This window comes from Cedecea sp. NFIX57 (assembly GCF_900177785.1).
Lineage (GTDB): Bacteria > Pseudomonadota > Gammaproteobacteria > Enterobacterales > Enterobacteriaceae > Cedecea > Cedecea neteri_C.
In genome coordinates, this window is record NZ_FXAS01000049.1 from 1 (window position 1) to 19968 (window position 19968).

A 19968-nucleotide genomic window follows, 5' to 3' on the forward strand; every position below is an offset into this window, starting at 1 on the left:
CCCCCCCCGGATCATGGACGACTGGGGGCAGTAATCATGCCGGGTCTGGCTGGCTAACACCCCCAGTATAAGGGGGACGAATAAAGTAACGGGGGGGCATACAGTGGATACGTATAGCATCGATTAGTGAAGAGAAAAAGGCCTTTTTTATGTAATATCAGAAGGGCGATTATACTGATGATGACTTAAATGATGCCGCATTTCATTTTTCCCCGGATCTCCTACCGTACAGTTTCATCCAGGTTTTACGCTGGCGGACTGTTGTCGTGTTCAGTCAGGATTATTGGGGGGCGTATGGCAGTTGTTAAACCATTTCCTTCTGAAAAAAACTATGCACGATGTTATCGTTATTAAACAGGCAATCATTGCAATGATATAACCAACTTTGAGGAGCAGTGTTGTGGCACTTCTGAAATTTTCGGCAAGGGTCGGGATAATATGCAGCACATAAATAAAAATCACTGCCCAAAAAATGGATCTAATGCTGTCACATTTTTTATACATTAAGGTTAGTTTGTTCTTTGTCATAAATCTTATCCGCCAGGTATTTTCAATTTTGCCGCTCTTTCAACACAGATGAGGCCGAATCTGAATTGTCTGAGAGATTGACGTTTACTACATGATCCCAGCTGTCTGTTACGTTATCCCAGTCACAGATTATAACCTCAGAATCATCGTTACATTGTGGTTCTACGTTACTGTTATACCGACCAGTGCACCCGCTGAGAAGTAGCGCATGTACGAGTAAGATAAATATTTTTCTCATATACGATTGAAATCAAAAGCATCTCATTTCAGAAGCTGCTGTTTCTTTGTAGATTGAAAACGGGGAAAAATTTTATGAACGAAGTCAGCATTTTTTCCCGCTATACCAGAGTTGAGATGTGCAATAAAAATGTCATGCATGTATCTCAATAAGTGATCAGCATGCTACTTTTCCTGATGAGAGTACGAATATACCGGGATTCATAATATTGAATCTGAGCATCAATAAAACTTGGTGCTTATCATGCGTTGTTTCGCAGACGGTGACGAATTAGTCAGGCTCACTTTACGCAGAGTATGATAATCCATCAAGTCACAGGCCAGATAACCAGGAACATTCTCGGACCGTATTGGACTGGCTCCGCGAGCATTTGCCTTAACCAGAAACTACATGGCTGGAGCCACAAGGAATTGCCCCGGTTCGACTGGAGACCCTGCTGGGGATGAAAATCCGCCAGCCTGTTTATCCCGGCCCCCCCCTTATCTCATTTTTTGGCGTTACATACCAGGCGACATAAAAGGAGCCGCCATATCTCTCTTCAAATCAGAAAGATGGGAAGCAAGTCAAACATAGGTACACACGATCTTGCCGGAAGTCGCATGGTCTGCGACATGAACATCAATGTAGATTTTGCGAGTAGTTAAGAATTATCTTAATTTTTATCTGATTTAAGAAATATTCATCCTTTTCATGTTTATATTGAAAATATCGTATTTTTGAACCTGATAATCAGGCTTGACAAAAGCACGATATATCGCGTTTTTGAGCTGGAAACGTTTGCGTCATGGGGGATGGGAGGACATCAATTTCGTGAAAAACCCTCCCGGAAAGATTACCGGCATTACTTTTTGTTGTGAGCTGCCCTGATCCCGGCATTTATCATGCCGTGATGGAGGGATAAACGTGGGGTCCGGTGACAAAATTCGTAACCAGTGCGTGACGTAAATGTCGATCCCCTGAATTATAAAACAGGCTGGGTACCTGCAAGAGTATATCTCAAACGGAAAAGAGTGGGCGCTGTACAACAAGAGCGGGCGGCTGACAATAGAAGTAAATGAATAGTATAGCGATTTCACTTTGTGTTTGATGCGTTGGCCGATGTCCCTGGCTATTCCTTGCCTGATGGAGGAATATCCCAAAAATACAGACTGCCGGGCGGGTGAAGCACTTTTTTTCGACGGAGTTCTTCGCTTTGAGCTTATGTCTGTGCGTGAATCATTGCGGGCGACGGATTTGCCGTCCTGGACGAGATTACCGTGGGTTGACATTGCTGCTGTAAATGCGGGCGTAGAGAAAAGACCAGAAATACTCAGATTACTGATTGTAATGTTTTTTTAATTATGTCGCTGAGGAGCGCACTCAAACGCGATGTATGATACCACGTGTAAGTGCAGATAACTGAACAATCAGGATGTATCTGATAGTGGATTTTCAGCGATGTAATAGATTTTTGTTCTTAAGGGCATAAAAACAATAAGGTAATTACCCGAATGATTAGATAATGCTTTATCATATAGAATAGTCCTAATTTATAACAGTGGGTAGTATGAGATATCTAGTTGATGCAAAAGTAATTGTTAACAGCAATGGATTAACCACTCCGGGTCTGAATGAAACAGAAATGCCGCTTTCGCCTGTCCCGTTACGCCTACTGAACTACCTTATCAGCCATAATGAGCAACTCGTTACAAGGGAAGAGTTGTACCAGCACATATGGGAATCACACGGGTTAATCCCCTCTGGACCGGGTCTGGCAAAGCAAATCAGCTATCTCAGAAAATGTCTTTCCGATTATGGATTATCCAGCGAAATTATATTGACGAAGCCCAAGCAGGGTATTGTCTTTTCTGCATCTGTGGAGGTCCTGGAGGACAGTGAGTACACACCTGAACCTGTCGCTCAAAAGCGAACGTTCGTATCGAAAACGCGAGTTCTTGTTGCTTCTGGTGTAGTTTTACTCATCTTTTCACTTTTTTTTATAGGCCGTGAATACATTGATCGTAAGGACAATCAGCCTCTTGCTGCCGGGAGTGTCGAGGGATGCAATATTTACACATGGGATGATAATAGATCGGCACAAATTATTTCATACTATTTAATGAAAGCCAGAGAGTTTATTAAAAAAAATGGAATAAAATGTAATCAGGGAGATGAGATAGTTGTGCAAATACAACAGCCAGAATTTGAATCGCAAATGAATGTTTATGAATCCAAACAATTTTTTGCACATTGTAGCGTTATGAAACAGGATTATGTTTGCAATAACACCTATTACTCGGCAGGTAAAAAATGAAAATTAAGGTTATCTATTATATCATATCTGCTTTTATCGTTTTATTTATATCTGTTTTTTTTATTCACCAGGATCAGAACTCGAGATTGCATTGTCGCGGGCAGGTCCATTTCGTTTTTGGAGATAATGAGACTCTTCCTGAGTTTAAGGGGGTTTATACATTTTTTTTCGATAAAAATAATGAATTTTTATCTGTAAATGGACTTTTTATTGATACTGATAAAACTTTTGCAGTACAAAAAGTGTTCAGGGTGAATACCGAGATGACAGAAGGATTTTCTGATGATTTTTATGAATTAAAAACAAAATCAATTACGTCTCTTACAGGAGATAATTTGCCTGAAAATTTAGCTTTACGTTATATTTTAGGGCCCGTTTCTGTGATCTCAATAAGAAAGAATACCCGCAATTCTTATGTGATAAAAAATCTATATTCTCCTGTGTTCATTTGTCACAGTATTAACGCTGAGGAGCATTAATTGTATCCTGTGTCCACAGGATGGATGATTTTTCTGTGGTGTCGACTTTACGGCATGAACTGTCAGCTTTTATTGCGAATGTTTTTCATTTTATAAAGTGTTCCCTACCGTGGTCCCACCGGGCTATCGGCTTGATTTTCTTTCACAGGGATGCCATGTGATAAACAGTATTTCAGGACTAATGGGGTATACGGTGGGCACTTCTCAGCAATACGAGGCATCTGGGCAATCGCTATTGAGCTTAGGGCCCCACCCCCTGACACTGTTGTGCCTCAGACAGTCGAAGCCTGTTTGGGACACGAATGCGTTCGTGTACTGTGCTGGTGATCTGGTTAACCAGGTTGATCCGTAAGGGCATTTCAGCCTGGGTCAGGGAATGGGCTAGCAGAGAGTGCACTCACTATCGCGGCGGAGGAGGCCGTTCTGCCAGTGGTTCTGGCCCTGGTGGTCAATATGGCAGGGTTGTGGCTGTCAGGGTGAGTGTTGAGCTAGTCAGGCAGGCAATTCCTTTTTGATGATCGCCGCGTTCGAAAAAACGATAGCCGATCATACGATTACCACACGTGAACGATGCTTCACGTTGTCGCGTAACCGAAATGCGGTCGGGGGGCCCATACGAGCACGCAGTGGATGATTGCCGATATGTACCGCCTGACAAAAAGTGTCGACTACCCTATCAGAGACATTGTTAGTTTCCAGTACAAAGCCGTCTCAGGCATTGAATATTTCTGTGATGCCATGTCCCGCTGGATAAAAATAGACAGGATTGTGAATGATGAACTCCTTCGTCAGCGTGATTCAGGCTTCATAAATGGGAGTGAGACGTTGTTTGTCTGTTTTTTTAGTACAGCTGCTGTAAAAATGATACGCCGTGTTCTGAAGGTCATGGCTGGCGGAGGCAATATGGGGTTTCGTATCGAGTTAGCTGCGCGAGTGCCCTTTGGCACTCCTTCGCTCGCTGTGGAAGCTTTAGACCTTGTGCCGGATCCGTCATAAGAAAGGGCAGGAAATGTGTATTTTCGTTTGTGGGCCCCGGAGGGTACCGGCCAGCCCATACCGGGCAACGGTGTTTCCCGCCTTGTCATGTATATCTTATTGTAAAAATGGATATTTTGGGCGCTCACACCCTCTTTGCCTTAAGCTTTCTCTTTTAATATGTGACTCCGGTATCGCTTGCCCCTTGTAGAGATTTTTGAAAGTGCGCATATCGCAGGCTTTCACCGGGATTGTGCCCAGGTTGGCAGGAAGAAAACCACCAACGTGTTGATGTGACGCTAAGACCCATAATGGGGTGACCAAATCTGTCATGCATACCAGCATTAATTATCTGATACCGACCGGGCGTCTGCACAGAACATAAAACACCCCGCTTTTTACGTCATTCAGTCTCGAAGATGAGACTCGCTTTACCAGACAAAACCAGACTGAGAACATGAAGCGCGCCAGTGTGGTCTTGCTGGTAAGTGAGTGCATTGGTAGTGTCTGACACAGACGAGGTCACGTACAAAAATGGACTCTATGAAATTAACGTCATTTTATTTGACTTAATGCGCTGTGTGAGCAGTGCAGCATCACAATCAATGGACTTTTCTATTATTTTTGCGCATTTTTCCCCATCTCTATGGTACAACGCATTGAGCAGGTTTTTGTAGTGATGGTGTATCTGTGTCTCGCCATTATCTGAGCAAATATAGTTAAAGCTGGGGCCCGTGCGCACCCAAAGTTGTTCAATCATGGTGAGGAGTGTTGGCATTCTCGCGTAATCATACAACTGGAAACGGAACGCAAAGTTGGCCTGCAGGGATTGTTCGGTATTACCCGCTGTACAGGCATCCCGTAATGCGATGTAAGACTGATGAAGCGTGGCCAGTTCGCTGGGTGTGATGGAGTAGGCTGCTTCTCTCACCGCCATCATTTCAAGATTTTTACGTACAGCAGTGATTTCCTTGTATTTTGTGAGCGTCATCTCGGGTACCAAAAAGGCCTGTGCGGGCAGGGCGACCAGTGCACCCGATGATACCAGCTGGAGCAGGGCTTCCCGTACTGGCGTAATACTTATACCCAAGTGCTCTGCGATGTTTCTGGTGACCAGACGCTCACCGGGTTTCAGTATGCCGACCATGAGAAAATTCTTTATCCGCTGCTCAACTTGCGCAGCAAGATTTAGTCTGGGTATTTTACCCATATTAAGTTTTTCTATCTGAAACTGCATCTAACTACCTTACTGATGTCGTTGCATAACTTATGTATGCAGTGATGAGGTGGAATGAATATATGCTGTATATAACCTTTCTCAGACGTGCTGAGATAATACTTGATAAATATATCATTCTCTCTTCTGTATTTCAGACACCACGTATCTTCCTTTTAAAAATGAGCCAAGTATATATTGTCCCAGCAACTTGAGATTGATTGAAGTACATAGGGAAACATCATATTAGCTGTGCAGACCATAAAAATGGTGTTTACCCCATACCCTATGTTTTCCTGAAATAGCCCGGATAGATTTTTTACTCCAGGGACGTCTCAGGGTGAATTATCAGAATATTTCACACTGCCATTCCCCCCTCCTCGTACCCGGTTGCAGAATACAGGTTGTTGTGTGGAAACGATGCATATTTACTGGATGTCGATACCCATCATGCCCGATGAACGAAGAGCCTCTTCCGCAAGGGAGGCCGCGTGGAAGTTGTCGGATCTTAAACAATGAAATATAGCGCTAAATCACAGAGGCACTGATCGCCTGATCTGGCCGCTTTCAAATCCATCAATATCAGCAGTAATGAACCACTGTAAAATATACCCCCTCTGCATATCTCTCCACGATTTCAAATAAAAAATAGGATTATTCCTGCATTCTGACGCGGCGCATTTTTTCCATTTTAGGTCCGGGGCTGAAAAAGCGCGGCCATGAAATGAATGATGAGGGATATATTAAAATAAACGTCAGTTTAAATTTTTACATGAAGATTTATGTCATCCCAAAGCACGCAGTATGGCGCACAGATGTGGAAGTGTGGCGCCCGTTAATGAATGCAGGGATAATGACTGCGAACGCTCTGCCATTGATTTTTCAATATCACGGGGAAGGGGTTTGGCTTCAACATTGGCCGACTTGCTGTTCCCTGGGCTCGAAGCCGGTATAGGATCTATATTTTTCAGGCAAGATCGTGCTGGAGGTACTTATTCCGGTTTCAGAGGTAACGTGTAGACAGTTTCTATAGACACTGTCGGCCCTTTAGTTTTTAGCGTTCTGAGGTGATGGCCTCGCTGCTAACAAGATGGTTAAACCAGTTGCACATCACCTGGTCATCGACATATGTTCCTGTTTTATCCACTTTGCCCCGTATTGTCGTGAAATTTGTTATGGATCCCCCTTTGTCGTAACCAGAGCGATGTGGTGTGTGATCTTACGCAGCAATAGTGGACATGCGACTGAGCGAGTAAACTTTCAACAGAGGTAGCTCACATGACAAAGTCCGTATCAACCATAAAAAGCCCCGAAAGCAGCACACGCTTGAGTTCCGCGACGAAGCGCTGAAACTTGCGTAGCACATTGGCATCGCTGTTGCTGCCCATGAGCTCAGTCTTTATGAATCCTGGCTATGCCTGACGTAGTAAGCAGCAGAATCAGGCAGCGTCTTCTGAGTGCGAGAGCGAACAGGCGGCTGATTTTGCTAACCTCAAACATCAGCTGGCTGAGAAAGACGAGGATCTGACCATTCTCCAAAATCCAAAAAGTCACGATATACTTCACGAAGCGCCTGAAGTGAAGTCTGTCTTAACTGAACAACACCAGGCTGAATTCAGCATTAAAGCCATGTGCCGGGTACTGCGTGTGGCGCGCAGTGACAGGTATGTCTGGCGAAACCGGCATAGAGTCATCGTTCCTGCCAGTGCTTCCGGCAGGGGCGACAGCATCGACAGTAACGCCTTCGTTATGGCGAAGCAGCGCTACGGCGCATCTCGGGTGTGATGTGAAGGGGCGCTGCCAGCAGGGGACCTCAGTCTGGTCCATCATATTAACCGCAACGGATGCCTGACTGATTAATCAGCGCGTGACCTGAACGTCGCCAGATTGGTAATGAAACATCTCACACAAGCTCATAGCAGGACCGAACAGGACGTTTTCCTGCTATGAAAATGAAGGTGGTTTCATTTTTAAATATATTCAGAGTGTGAATAATTGCTATCACAAGGAAAAATTTTTATTGTCAAAGACCCATATCGCACACAGATTCTTATCTGTCCAATGTCATTGTCGATCCTGTCATTCAATTTCGGATTTTTATTCAACGTATAATATATTTAATAGAATGCTCCTGGTTTTAGTTATGTATTCTTGTGATAGAAAATAGCATGAGGTAATCTGCTTTTCGACATGGGTTTCTCGTTTTATACGTAGAATCTTGCTGAGGTTGACTAACTTATTTGCACCATCGGATTAGATGGTGCTTTTTTATTTCATGCTGTCTCACTACTGATTGTGTCAAAAGGTATTATTTTCTGTCAGCACAATGGCTTCAATAAATATCTTCATCCATGAAATGTGGACGGCAGATTTTTATTATACTGTGGTTTCTGTTCTGGTGTTTTGCCTGTCTGCTGATCACGAAGACAGTCCTATCGTGAGGACATGTATGGTGAGGCTGTATCTCAACACTGTCTTTCTGGCGGTGTCAAACTATCACATTAATTTTATTTTGATGTGCAGAGTGGAAAACGTTTTTGTGCTTTCTTCTAACGCATTGTGTATTCAAGGAAACTCATGATAGAGTGCAAAATACATTTAAATAACGACACTTTTAAAATGCCACATAACCAAATGGGGCTTTTCCTGCGACTTTTTAAATATCACGACATGACTGTTGCAACGCTTAAGCTCACCAGTTCTTCATGATTCAAACTAAGATAAGCAAACATCCAGTGGCTTAGTATTCACATTAAATTACTTTCAATGTGAGATTGTTATGGAAGCAAATGGGATTGATTCGAAGCAACCCCCAACCTTCCGGTTATCCTTGTAGCAATATCACCAGTGTTTTACTTGATTACGAATCTGGTAGCACCGTATGCATTCCTGTTGGTTTTTCTGGCGATGACGTGCATCCTTGCTCAGGATCGGAAGAATCCTCATGAGGCAGGCTATGCCTCTCTATCATGCTAGTTTATCGTTTTATACCCTCTTTATCTGTGGCAGAGAGCAAGCGGCTTTAATGGGGAATAAAATACTTCTGGATCTGGTTGGTACTATTTACCTTACCGATTTTTGCCATCACTTTATGTAGATACGCGGAACGAAAAGATGCGCTAGAAATCACATCCTGTTCTCTGGTCACTAAAATTTTCGTTTAAGAGGAGCCCGGCCTTAATGCATATTGCATTAAGGCCGCTACAGATTCCGATATACCGATGTTTTCCACAAGACTACTGCAACTCTTGATAATGGTGTTGATATAAAAATCACGATTGAATAGAAAGGGGCCATGATATACGTCAGAGCCCCCGAACTCTCCATTAGCAGCCAGAGCAGGCTGAGGCATTCCTTCTTTACGCAGGGATGTTTATCGGCGAGCACAATTACCATAAACCTGCGCCCATCAGGTCTGACCTCACGAATGGCATCATTGAAGCTCAGCCCAGCTTGTCGAAATACTCACTGCCGTTACCGAGAAGAGGTAGCACATTCAGATCCTGGAAGAATGAGGATGCCCCGCAAACTGAGAAGACCAACCTCAGTCTTGTCTGACTGAACACTATCGGGCAGTTTTCGCGTGTGCTCCGGGTTGCGTAACCGAACCGCTGAAGACGTCTCTCATTGCCGGATGGTTGTTAACCGAAATGATCACCTTACCCTGCATGGCAGAACTCAGCGTCTGTTCAGTCATTTGCTGATACTGCCCAATGCCGAAGGGAATACCATACCTCGCCGTATTCTGGTAAGGCGGATCAAGTTAGTTGTGTGGCGTGCCGGATTCTCCGTCCGGCGTGGTCGTGTTTGTGGGTGCCGATTTTGACGCTGTAAATGGTGCCGCTGGCGTGGTTGATATTGCCGATAATTGTGGCTGTTGAACCCTGATCATTGTCCCCGCCCACAGACATGCCGCTCTGGCCAGTCAGTGGCCTCTGCACGGTGACCTTCAGAGTCGCGGTCACCTCCGGGGTTTTCACCATCATGCTGTCTGACGCCTTAATCACGGCTTTTTTGCATTTCAGGTGCCACTCATTGCAGGTAGTCTCGAGGATTGTGCCTTTCTTCAGGATAAAGGAGGCCCGTTCATCGGCGTAGATGGCCATCGCCCCTTCAGGTAGCACGGTGATGATGCCGTAGTGCTGAAACCGCTCCACATCCAGAAAGGTTTCCGGGGCCATACCCTCAAGCGGGGTGGTCTGCACGCCCTCTTCAGGAGTTATGCGCGTAGTTTTGTCCGGAATGGGCGAGGGATAGCGCTAAGGGCCGCCGTAGGCGGTAAAATCCATCAGTGTATATCCTGCAAGGTATTCCACAGCAGCAGCTTACCGTTAGCCTTGAGTTTACGGCGTGAGCGCGGGGGACGTATCAGCTATCCAGCTGCAGCGTGAGTACGGTCATGATAAGCTGTCTGCTTCCGCCAGCAGGGCCTTAATATTGCTGAGCATCGTCAGTCGCTCGGCGAACTCTTCCCAGTCTGACTGGCCAGTATATCGCGGTAGGTTTCATCGTTCCATCTGAGGCCGGTTTTACCGGTGTGGGTGAGGCGGATCAGATTACGTCTCATGGAAATGGTCTCAAATGAGGGAGGAAAAGCGGAAGTGACCGTAATAAAAGAACCCGTACGAGGACGGGGCTTTGAGCCAGTTCAGTGTTCAGTATTAACGGTCAAATTGGATTACATGGCAATTATAAAGTCCATGCTCACTTTTTTCGACCGTCATTCACCCAGACGATCCCCCAAATGATCACAAGGATGTACATAATCATGATGCGATGTTCCATATCGTATCCTTCCAACAAATCAGGGACCTGCTAGCACCGCTAGCAGGTCAGAACGTATCAGCCGAGACTCATGCCGGAGGGCGTCATCATTACCTCTACAGACAAAACAACTGCCGCCAGAGTTTTCACGATACGCACCTTCAGTTCGAACAACTCCGGAACAGCCCACTAACGCGCCCGGAGCGCGAAGGCCAGCATCAGAGCAGTAGACAGTAACAACGTGACAGTAAATATAACGATGGCGAGTATTTTCATTAAATGCTCGTTTTCAGTTGTCGCTTAACCATACAGGAATCAAACCAATGATTAGCGAAACAGATACAATTGCAACACAGAGACACAACAAAAACAGATATAAGAAAAACATAGCAACACCAATGGTAAGAAAATGATGATTATCTTCTCTCGAGTAAAATCACGTTTTCGTAAACGACCACATAAAGAAATATCCTAAACACGACATATCGTACATATATGTGATGCAGGGAAAATTTTCGATAACCCAAGGGCCCGCATGATGGCGGGATTTTGGGTTATTTTGATGCGCAAGGTTACTCAGTGTGATCAGATTTTAATGTGATTTTACATTCGGTTATGAATTCATTTGTTGCTTTTGTTACCCCCCGAACGCCGAATTTTTCCTCCATATTTTCGCTCATCCCACGAAATCCAACGATCACATCTGCATCTGCGCTGTGAAGCTGGTAGATAAGATGGTTAATGCCACTGGTCTCATCCTCGTCGCCCTTTGTAGACATCTGTACATAGGAGTAATTATCGCGAGTTTGCCATAATACACCCGTCACCTTGACTGGCTGCCCACCATCAATTCTAAAAGATAACACCCCCACATCGGGTGAAAGCTGAAATGGTTTACCATTTGTACCAAATTCAACTTTAACCTCTTCTGGGGTGCATACCAAGATCAAAGTGTTGGGGCCATGAGAAGTTTTGATTTTGACACTTTTCGCATCTGAAAAAGCGTCATCCGTAACGCTTACATTCCAGTCGCTTGAAGGAGTTCTTAACCAGGAGTAAAAACCAATAATTAAGAGCAAAACTAGCAATCTTATTTTATTTATGTATTTTTTCATCAATCAGCAACTCCTTGGCGTCACTTATAATTTGAGCCCATAAATCATCATTTGATTGCTTATCGATAGATTCATGTGATTTAGATCTTGTAACTGCAGGAGATGCGCTATCTACAAACCAAACCAGCACCCCTATACCAGCAGTCGCGGCAATTAAACGGAGAATGTAATAAATTTGTTCATAAATATTTTTGGCATTAAGATCCATATAAAACCAGGCAGCATAGGCTACGATGAGTGCTGCAATTGTTTTTTCCCCTCTCTGCCGCAGCATTAACATATTGAACCTCCAGTAATAAAACTAATTCTCAGGACGAGGTTTGTTAGTGCCCGCACTTTAATCAACGCTGGAATAAAGGTCACTATGAATGGCCTGCAACTTCATAATTATTGATTTAACGCAACAGTTATCAGGAGAAATATCTGAAAAGTTGAATGACCTGTCAACAAAATAAAAGCCCCACAGTCCGGGCATTGAGATTTTTTTGCGTATGACGCTGGTGAACGAAGAGACTAAATTTTACCCAAAAGTTTTTCTGGTATCCACGCGGGTACCGGCACCGAAAGCCACTGAATGATATCCGGCAGCCCAGCATTTTACGGGTCGTAAATTTCCCCGTTATTAGAAGCACACCACAGAATGTGATAGTCGTAACCGTCGTGGGCCACTCCGGCCTCGCAGTCTGAAAGGGGGACTCCCCGGTTCGCCAGCGGGTATCTTCGCTAATATCCTGCGAGGCAGCCATCCCAATCTTTCCGCCCAGAATATCCGTTCCCGCACTGAAGGGCGGCTCCTTTCCATCGCAAAAATCAAAGACGAACGCCATTTTACCCATCGCTATTCCCCCTCCGGTTTTATGTCTACCCGGTATGCCGCAGGGACAGTCTCCCGGAGCACTGCCTTCACTTCTGCAACCTGTTCAGGTGGCACTACAATAATCCCGGTGTAAATGCCTGTTGGCCTGGTGTCCCAGTGAAAACATTCGATGAGCTCTCGTAAGACGTATGCCCAATGGACGCCATGCTGGACAGTGAACCTGGCGTATTCCACAAGATCAATGTCGTGGGCATTAGTATCATACTGTGCCATAACGCTTACTCCTCCCATTTGTTACCGTGCTTTCATGTGTCCATCACACCGTTGATCTCGGGCGCCATCACCTTCAATTTGCCAGCCCACTGTTCCATGGCGGTCTCTGGCCGACCTTCTCTGGTCGGAACATTTCATGCGGCTCAGCGGCTGTGCGGCCGGTTATTATGATGCTCAACCAGGTGCTCAATCTCTTCGGTCCGCTGTTCCCATGTGGGCTCCTTGCGCAATGCCCCCACGCCAAGGCATAGGCAGTTGTCAAAGATTGCAGAAGTCGAAGGGGTATCAATGGACTGGTTATTGAATGGTACCGGTGAGGTGCCAGTGCTTGAGATTAAGAACCAGAAAAGAACCATTTCAAGTAATGCAGACCAAATTCAGATGGAGATGTTTTCGTTTCTTTGTGAAGAGGGAAAACGAGGGTTACTTGAAGATGTGGAAAGGAAAGGTGTTGATATCGTTGTTTATTTTCTTGATGAAGACAACAGGGGTCGTTCCCGTAGTAAAGGAAAAAATGCTTTGCAGCCAGCCAGACCCGGCCCAGGAAGCGGCTCTGAATACACAGGAGAAAAGAGATCGTGACACTGATAGCGAATTACAAATGACCGAAAACGATCTAGCTGATATTGCAAAAAACAGGTTAGATGAAATATATTCTGGCAGGTATTTTGTCAGGTTTTTTCTGGTCTTTGGCTAATAAACAGGCAGCGAAAAGTTTTGCGCTCTCACTATTTAAATCAATTTAAATAGTATTAATTTCAGATTAGTCGAGTGCAGGATTATGATACATAAAAGTCGAAACAATCAAATTTTTCAGACGAGCTCGATCGGCGAAAATTTGTTCCCGCCTCACAGATGCCTCAGATTTCCATTCCTGAATATAGTCACATTATTTTTTCTGAGCTGTGAATTAAATCGGCTGGATATGTCCTGATGGCAAGTGCAGGTTTTATTCCTGAACGCCGGGATTTCAGAGACCCGTTGTTGATTCCTTTTATAACTATTTGAAGGTCCCTGAAGCAATGGTGATGTTTGCCCGATATGGTTTTAACATTTTGTCCACTCTACATGTGAAAGGAATGTCGTAACGGCGCGTCTAAAAGCTATAACAAAAAAATGAAAATGGCCGGAAAGGGGCTGAGACACATTTTCAGAATATTCTTTCTGATATCAATATCTGGTCTGTCGACCATTTTTATTATTTCTTGACTTGCGTCTTTCCTCTTCAAAATCGCCCTCCTGTTTTTTAAGTGATGTCTCTTTTTGTAGTGGGTTTCCCCTGTATTCATTTAATGTATGATGCGTGCTGTTTTTCAAATTTAATTAAATTGATCGATGTCAATGGATAATAATATTTTCTTGCGAGAAAAATTGTAATGGTTATAAATGGTTTGTTCATGTCATCAAAACATTAAGGGGTATGAACAAGGGTTCGATAACTGAAAATATTATATTTTTTATGAAAGAGAATGCAAATAAAGACAATGTGAGTCTGGTTTAGGCTGGGGTTTTCGTATTTTTCAGTAAAGATGAGGGAGGTTGGAATGGCAGCAAATAATGTTGCGTTGGTTACGGGGGGAAATGGCGGTATTGGTTCCGCCATTACGAGAAGATTAGTGAGTGACGGGTTTCGGGTGATTGTTGCCTATTCTCCGGCGGAAGAGTCTGCTGCGCAGAAGTGGTATAGAGCAGAAGAGTATTCTGAAAAAGACGTTATATTACTTCCCATGGATGTCACAGATACCAATGGCTGTGAAAGGAGTATCAATAAAATACTGGCGACTGAAAAATACATTGATGTTCTGGTTAATAATGCCGGTATTACCCGGGATGCCGCGTTTAAAAAAATGTCAGCCTCTCAGTGGGTTGATGTCATCAATGTCAACATAAATAGTCTGTTTAATGTAACGCGTCCATTATTTCCTGCCATGTGTGAGAGAGGGTATGGCCGAATTATCAATATCTCATCCGTGAATGGGCTGAAGGGACAATTCGGTCAGGTTAATTACTCCACTTCAAAAGCTGGGGTGATTGGGTTTACAAAAGCCCTGGCGGCTGAAGGCGCTAAGGTTGGGGTCACGGTTAATGCCATTGCACCAGGTTATACCGGTACCCCGATGGTGGAAGCCATGAAGCCTGATGTTCTCGCCGCAATTACAGAAGAAATACCGGTACGCCGGCTGGCCACGCCTGATGAGATCGCTGCTGCAGTTTCTTTTCTCGCCAGCCGGGAAGCGGCTTATATCACCGGCGAAACACTCTCTGTCAACGGTGGTCTGTACATGCGCTGAGGCGTACTTCTGGAAGGTTGAAACAAATGCGAATTTTTATTGTTGCGGCCAAGCGTACGCCGATAGGCAGTTTTAGGGGGGCGTTCAGCACCGTGCCTGCCGTCACGCTTGGCGCTGCCGCGATACAGGGGACTCTGGCCGATAGTCAAATTGATGCTGGCATTGTAGATGAGGTCATTGTGGGCAACGTGATTGGCGCGGGCCAGGGGATGGGGATCGGGCGGCAGGTTGCTGTACAGGCAGGTATTCCTCACCACGTACCGGCCTACAGCCTGAACATGGTGTGTGGCAGCGGAATGAAGGCTGTGATGGAGGGGTGTGCGCATATCAAAGCTGGTGAGAGCCGCGTTGTGGTTGCCGCCGGGACCGAGAATATGTCTCGCATTCCGTTCGCGCTGGATGCGCAGGTACGTGGCGGTGTCAGACCGGGTAACGTTGAGCTGCAGGATTTGCTGATCAGCGACGGACTTACCGATGCTTTCCACCAGTATCACATGGGGCTCACGGCGGAAAATATTGCGGCGAAGCTTGGGATCAGCCGTGAGCAGCAGGACCAGTTTGCGTTTCTGAGTCAGTTCAAGGCGGCGGCGGCGCTAGAACAGGGGCGATTTAAAAAAGAAATTATTCCTGTTGAGGTGTCAGGGCGACATGGTGTGAGCCGGATAGACCAGGATGAATACCCTAAGCCGGACACCACACTGAGTAAACTGTCCCGCCTGACCCCGGCATTTTGCGCGAAAGGTACTGTGACAGCCGGCAACGCATCAGGTTTGAATGACGGGGCCAGCGCCTTGCTGATTGCGTCCGAGGAGGCAGTTGAGCAATACCGGCTTGAGCCGATGGCGGAAATACTCAGTTACGCCCAGGCTGGTGTGGATCCGGAAATTATGGGGCTTGGTCCGGTTCAGGCCACCCTCCGGGCGCTGGCAGGAGCACGATTACGCCTTGATGAGATAGATATCTGTGAATGTAACGAGGCATTTGCCGCCCAAACCCTGGGTGTGCTGCAGGAGCTGTCTCGGGAGACGGGGGTGTCTTTTGACACCCTGCTGGCCCGAACAAACCCTAATGGTGGTGCTATCGCACTCGGACATCCGTTGGGGGCATCGGGTAACCGGATCGTAGTTTCTTTGCTTTATGAAATGCGGCGTTGTGGAGCCCGGCATGGACTGGCAACGCTTTGTATCGGCGGTGGTATGGGAACGGCCATTATTCTGAAAAGTCTTTAGCTTTTTGGAGGGTAATTCTCTTTTACAGTTGTGATGCTGTTTAATTATTAATTAAGGAGTTATGGATATGTATACACAAGCTTTCAAAAATTTTTCTGAGCAATATGAAAAAATCTTTAGTCCTTATACCCGGCTGAATAAACTCGTGGCAGAGAAAATTCAGGTTCTGACAGAGATGAATGTCAACGCACTGCAGACCTATAGCCAGGAAGGCACGACGACGCTGACGGCGCTTAGTAACGTGAAAGACTTCTCCTCCCTCACGAATTTCAACAGCCAGCATTTACAAAGCCTGGCAAAAGTGACGCAGCAGTGTATTGACGATTGCCATCGATACAGCGAAATCGCAAAGCAGTTTAAAAAAGAAGTGGATGCGATACTTTCTGAAACCACAGCGCAGGTAAGATCTGCATGATAACGTCTCCGGCCTTATTCGGGGATACCGGGTAAGGCCGGATCATAAAGAGACAGCACAATGATTGGAACGTTGATGTTAAATTATATTGATGCCCTCATCCGCATTAGCAAGGGAGGGGCTGACGATAACCCTCACTCTCCAGGTGGGATCCTTTCACCGATATTAAACAAACTCTATGAGATTAATATGGGGGATCTGAGCGCGGCGATGGCCTTGCAGTTTCAGATGTCTGAGGGCATGAATGAGCGATGGCAGGTCTGGTGGCAGCGACAAAGTGAGCTGATGTCGGGGGCTGGCTATACCGACAAAGAACAGCTGTTTTCGGCTCCGGAATGGAACAATGCGGATGCCTATACCTGCATCAAAGACCATTATCTTTACATCAGTCAGCTGATTGAAAATAGTGTGTCGTTATTACAATGCCAGGATAAAACGCTCAACATGCGCCTGAAATTTTTCAGTCGCCAGTTTTTGAGTGCGTTGTCTCCGGCTAATTTTATTTTTTCCAACCCTGAGGTTGCTGCGCTGACTGCGAAAACGCAGGGAGAAAATCTGATCGCAGGGATGAACAATCTGCTCGAGGATGCCCGGTGCAGTAATGAGGTACTGAACGTCAGGCAAGTCAGTAAAACAGCCTTTATGCCGGGTAAAAATCTGGCGACAACCCCGGGCGACGTGGTTTTCAGGAATGAAATTTGTGAGATTATTCAGTATCGGCCTTTAACAAAAATGGTTGAACACACGCCATTGCTTATCATTCCTCCGCTCATCAACAAGTTTTACATACTCGATCTCAATGAAACAAAATCGATGGTCAGGTGGCTTCTTGAGCAGGGGCATTGTGTCTTCATGCTGTCATGGAAAAACCCGGATCACTCTCAGCAGAATACGAACTTTGAAAACTACGTTTTGAATGGCGTGGTCAAAGCGGTCAGTGTGGTAGAAAGCATTACCGGCAGCGATCAGGTTAATGCGGTGGGGTATTGCCTTGGTGGCACCTTACTGGCGGCGTCGGTCGCTTATTACGCGGCCAGAAGGATGAAAAAACACATTAAGAGTGCGACCTATCTGGCAACCATTATTGACTTCTCAATGCCTGGTGAGCTGGAAGTGTTTTGCGATCCTCAACTGATCGCCGTGATTGATGAACAGAACCGGCAGCGGGGGTACATGGATGGCCGACAGCTGAATGTGACATTTAATTTATTGCGTGAGAATACGTTGTACTGGAATTACTACGTCGATCGCTATCTCAAAGGAAAATCGCTGAGCAGTTTTGATCTTCTCTACTGGAGCAGTGACAGCACCAATATGACGGCAGCCTGTTGGTACGATATTGTCCAGGGATTCTACCTTGAAAACCGTCTTGTCCAGCCCAGGTCGTGCAAAATTGGCGGCGTCTATATTGATATCACAAGGGTGGATATTCCGGCTTATTTTGTTGCAACACAGGAAGATCACATTGCGTTGTGGCAAGGCGTTTACGAAGGGGCCCGATATTTTAAAGAGCATGCCACCTTTGTGTTGGGGAAATCAGGACATGTGGCCGGGATTATTAATCCGCCTGCCAAAGGAAAATATGGTTACTGGGAAAATTCGCAACCCTCTGAATGCCCTGATCAATGGTTGTCGAATGCGCGTGAGCATGCAGGTTCATGGTGGGAGCACTGGGGCCGTTGGTTAAAAGCAACAGAGAAAAAAGAACCGGTGACCGCGTATGCTACCGGGAATGAATTGCATCCCGTTTTGGGTGCAGCACCGGGTGAATATGTTATGGAAAAATTGGTTTAAGAGGATGCAATAAAGCACGATGACAAGTGTATATGGTGTCTTCAAAAAGGGAGGAAATACGAAGATGAAAGACTTTATTCTCTTTATTGATCTTATGGTCACGCACTTTAATCGGAATTTGAATGATGTTCTGCTGATGCTTCCCATTTCTGACGATGAGCGAAATGAGCTATCTGTACTATATAAACAAACCAAAGAAATGTTGATTCCTCCCTCTCATACTCAGCAGAAGTGACGGGATAAAACGGCCCTCTTCGTTGAAGAGGGGAATTCTTATGCCTCCCCGGGGCGATTTCTTATCGCGTGCGGTGTGCCTTCGGGGAGCCGGGATGGGAACGTCTGTACTTCCTGCCCAGGCCGTACACGTTACGGCCACCCCTGCGGATGCTGATGGTTGAAAAGGGCGCGTGCCCAGGAGTATCGAGTTTGTATGAAGCATAAAATGAATTCAGACACCGGTAAATGCATGATGTGTGGCCATCCCCTGCCTCTGCAGACTGTCCAGAAACTCTGCGACCGTTGCCTGTCTGTCTTTTCCCCCGTATCCGGTAGTCGAAAAATAATGCGGGCGATGTTAATGCTGTTCCTGGTGATTATCATCGGTCTGGTGCTGGAGGGGCTATGGGCAACAGGTACCATTGCCCCACACAACTGGTTTTGCTCTTCACGTGCGAGAAAATCGCTGTCCGCGAGAAAGGGGGACATGGACAGTATATTCAGGTTGTACTTCACTTCCATTTAATATGTTGATTAAACTGCATTATTTGCCATCTCTGAAACCAAAAGGGGTGTGTAAGGGGCAAGCTTTTTCAACGCACCAGCTTACTGCGAAGCATATTCACCTAGTCGTCGCTCAGTTCTTCAATCCAGGCAGAATAGACTTCGTAAACCATTTACGCGTTTTCATGTCCCATCTGACTAGCAATAAAAGAGGGGTTCGCACTGGCCGATAATAACCAGCATGCGTAAGTGTGGCGTGTATGGTAGGGATTCCGGCGGCGAACTCCAGCACGTTTTACAGCGGCGTCCCAGTACTCACCAATGCTTGATACGCTGTAATACGGGTTTTGTTCACCTTTACGCATGCGCGGCATAAAAACAAAGCGTAGGTGTTGGCTTTCCGTGCGGCCATCAAGTCCGGTCTTCTCTGCGAGTGATCCATTCCTCGTTAAAAATGACCTGTGACATGCTGCACCTTAGCTCGGCAACACACTTTAGTGCGTCCGTAATTTAAAAACTGAACTATGGAAATCAGGCGCCAGGGCGGCGCCCGCTGATCATCGTTTGCTCTTAGCTGGTGGCTTCACGCCCACGGACTTAAACTTCGTGAGCGTCACCATTACTTACGCAGCGCCGCAGCTGCCAGCTGTATCTGATGGCAGGGTGATTGTGCCGAAGGAGGCGACGGCGGAGATGATTTCCTCTGGTATCTGCGCCCACTATGGCGTAAGCGCCCCGTCAGCGACGTCTGGATAAGCTGACTCATCCAGGTAACGATAATGTCCACTATTTTTCCGGATAATGGACACAGAACATTGAAT

15 protein-coding genes and 2 pseudogenes are annotated in these 19968 nt (G+C 45.8%); 10 read left to right on the forward strand and 7 right to left on the reverse strand.

Features of this window, described 5'->3' with window-relative positions; genetic code table 11:
• Positions 1-550: 550 nt before the first annotated feature.
• Entirely contained in the window at positions 551-766 is a 216-nt protein-coding gene (locus B9Y90_RS27610) for a lipoprotein (protein WP_176227906.1), read from the reverse strand.
• 1546 nt (positions 767-2312) lie between these two features.
• Here B9Y90_RS27610 and B9Y90_RS23890 point away from each other — a divergent pair.
• From B9Y90_RS23890 to B9Y90_RS23900, 3 genes are all read left to right on the forward strand, one after another.
• Positions 2313-3059, forward strand: a complete 747-nt coding sequence (locus B9Y90_RS23890) for a winged helix-turn-helix domain-containing protein (RefSeq protein WP_085542845.1) — start codon at positions 2313-2315, stop codon at positions 3057-3059.
• On the forward strand, positions 3056-3538 hold the full coding sequence (locus B9Y90_RS23895) for a hypothetical protein (protein WP_085542846.1): 483 nt from the start codon (positions 3056-3058) through the stop codon (positions 3536-3538). The genes B9Y90_RS23890 and B9Y90_RS23895 overlap by 4 nt, the downstream gene beginning before the upstream one ends.
• 630 nt (positions 3539-4168) lie before the next feature.
• Positions 4169-4534 carry a hypothetical protein gene (locus B9Y90_RS23900; protein WP_085542847.1) on the forward strand — a complete coding sequence of 122 codons (366 nt, stop codon included), beginning with the start codon at positions 4169-4171 and terminating at the stop codon, positions 4532-4534.
• Positions 4535-5054: 520 nt separating this feature from the next.
• Here B9Y90_RS23900 and B9Y90_RS23905 read toward each other — a convergent pair.
• On the reverse strand, positions 5055-5750 hold the full coding sequence (locus B9Y90_RS23905) for an FCD domain-containing protein (RefSeq protein ID WP_085542848.1): 696 nt from the start codon (positions 5748-5750) through the stop codon (positions 5055-5057).
• Positions 5751-7007: 1257 nt separating this feature from the next.
• Between B9Y90_RS23905 and B9Y90_RS27400 the strand changes: the two are divergent.
• A pseudogene (locus B9Y90_RS27400) lies at positions 7008-7511 on the forward strand (IS3 family transposase); the annotation flags it as partial.
• Between the two features lie 1976 nt (positions 7512-9487).
• On the opposite strand, the gene B9Y90_RS23915 reads toward B9Y90_RS27400, so the two are convergent.
• The 4 genes from B9Y90_RS23915 to B9Y90_RS23935 all read right to left on the reverse strand — a co-directional run bounded on the left by B9Y90_RS23915 (position 9488) and on the right by B9Y90_RS23935 (position 12698).
• Positions 9488-9973 carry a phage baseplate assembly protein domain-containing protein gene (locus B9Y90_RS23915; protein WP_369678988.1) on the reverse strand — a complete coding sequence of 162 codons (486 nt, stop codon included), beginning with the start codon at positions 9971-9973 and terminating at the stop codon, positions 9488-9490.
• 1092 nt (positions 9974-11065) lie between these two features.
• Positions 11066-11608: a hypothetical protein gene (locus B9Y90_RS23920; protein ID WP_085542850.1), complete on the reverse strand. Its 543-nt coding sequence runs from the start codon at positions 11606-11608 to the stop codon at positions 11066-11068.
• Positions 11589-11888: a hypothetical protein gene (locus B9Y90_RS23925; protein ID WP_085542851.1), complete on the reverse strand. Its 300-nt coding sequence runs from the start codon at positions 11886-11888 to the stop codon at positions 11589-11591. Before B9Y90_RS23925 ends, B9Y90_RS23920 begins: the two co-directional genes overlap by 20 nt.
• A 558-nt stretch (positions 11889-12446) precedes the next feature.
• On the reverse strand, positions 12447-12698 hold the full coding sequence (locus B9Y90_RS23935; RefSeq protein WP_085542853.1) for a hypothetical protein: 252 nt from the start codon (positions 12696-12698) through the stop codon (positions 12447-12449).
• A gap of 288 nt (positions 12699-12986) precedes the next feature.
• Here B9Y90_RS23935 and B9Y90_RS23940 point away from each other — a divergent pair, with 288 nt between their 5' ends.
• The 6 genes from B9Y90_RS23940 to B9Y90_RS26980 all read left to right on the forward strand — a co-directional run bounded on the left by B9Y90_RS23940 (position 12987) and on the right by B9Y90_RS26980 (position 18662).
• Positions 12987-13280 (forward strand): peptidylprolyl isomerase, encoded by a 294-nt coding sequence (locus B9Y90_RS23940; protein WP_139827479.1) that lies wholly within the window; start codon positions 12987-12989, stop codon positions 13278-13280.
• Between the two features lie 962 nt (positions 13281-14242).
• Entirely contained in the window at positions 14243-14989 is a 747-nt protein-coding gene (locus B9Y90_RS23945) for a 3-oxoacyl-ACP reductase (protein ID WP_085542855.1), read from the forward strand.
• 26 nt (positions 14990-15015) lie between these two features.
• Positions 15016-16218: an acetyl-CoA C-acetyltransferase gene (locus B9Y90_RS23950; protein WP_085542856.1), complete on the forward strand. Its 1203-nt coding sequence runs from the start codon at positions 15016-15018 to the stop codon at positions 16216-16218.
• Positions 16219-16285: 67 nt separating this feature from the next.
• Positions 16286-16633, forward strand: a complete 348-nt coding sequence (locus B9Y90_RS23955; protein ID WP_176227908.1) for a phasin family protein — start codon at positions 16286-16288, stop codon at positions 16631-16633.
• A 60-nt stretch (positions 16634-16693) separates the two neighbouring features.
• Entirely contained in the window at positions 16694-18427 is a 1734-nt protein-coding gene (phaC, locus tag B9Y90_RS23960; RefSeq protein ID WP_085542858.1) for a class I poly(R)-hydroxyalkanoic acid synthase, read from the forward strand.
• 64 nt (positions 18428-18491) lie between these two features.
• A complete protein-coding gene (locus tag B9Y90_RS26980) occupies positions 18492-18662 on the forward strand; it encodes a hypothetical protein (RefSeq protein WP_176227910.1) in 171 nt (56 codons plus the stop codon).
• A gap of 661 nt (positions 18663-19323) precedes the next feature.
• On the opposite strand, the pseudogene B9Y90_RS23970 reads toward B9Y90_RS26980, so the two are convergent.
• Positions 19324-19557: pseudogene (locus B9Y90_RS23970) on the reverse strand (tyrosine-type recombinase/integrase); the annotation flags it as partial.
• Between the last annotated feature and the right edge of the window lie 411 nt (positions 19558-19968).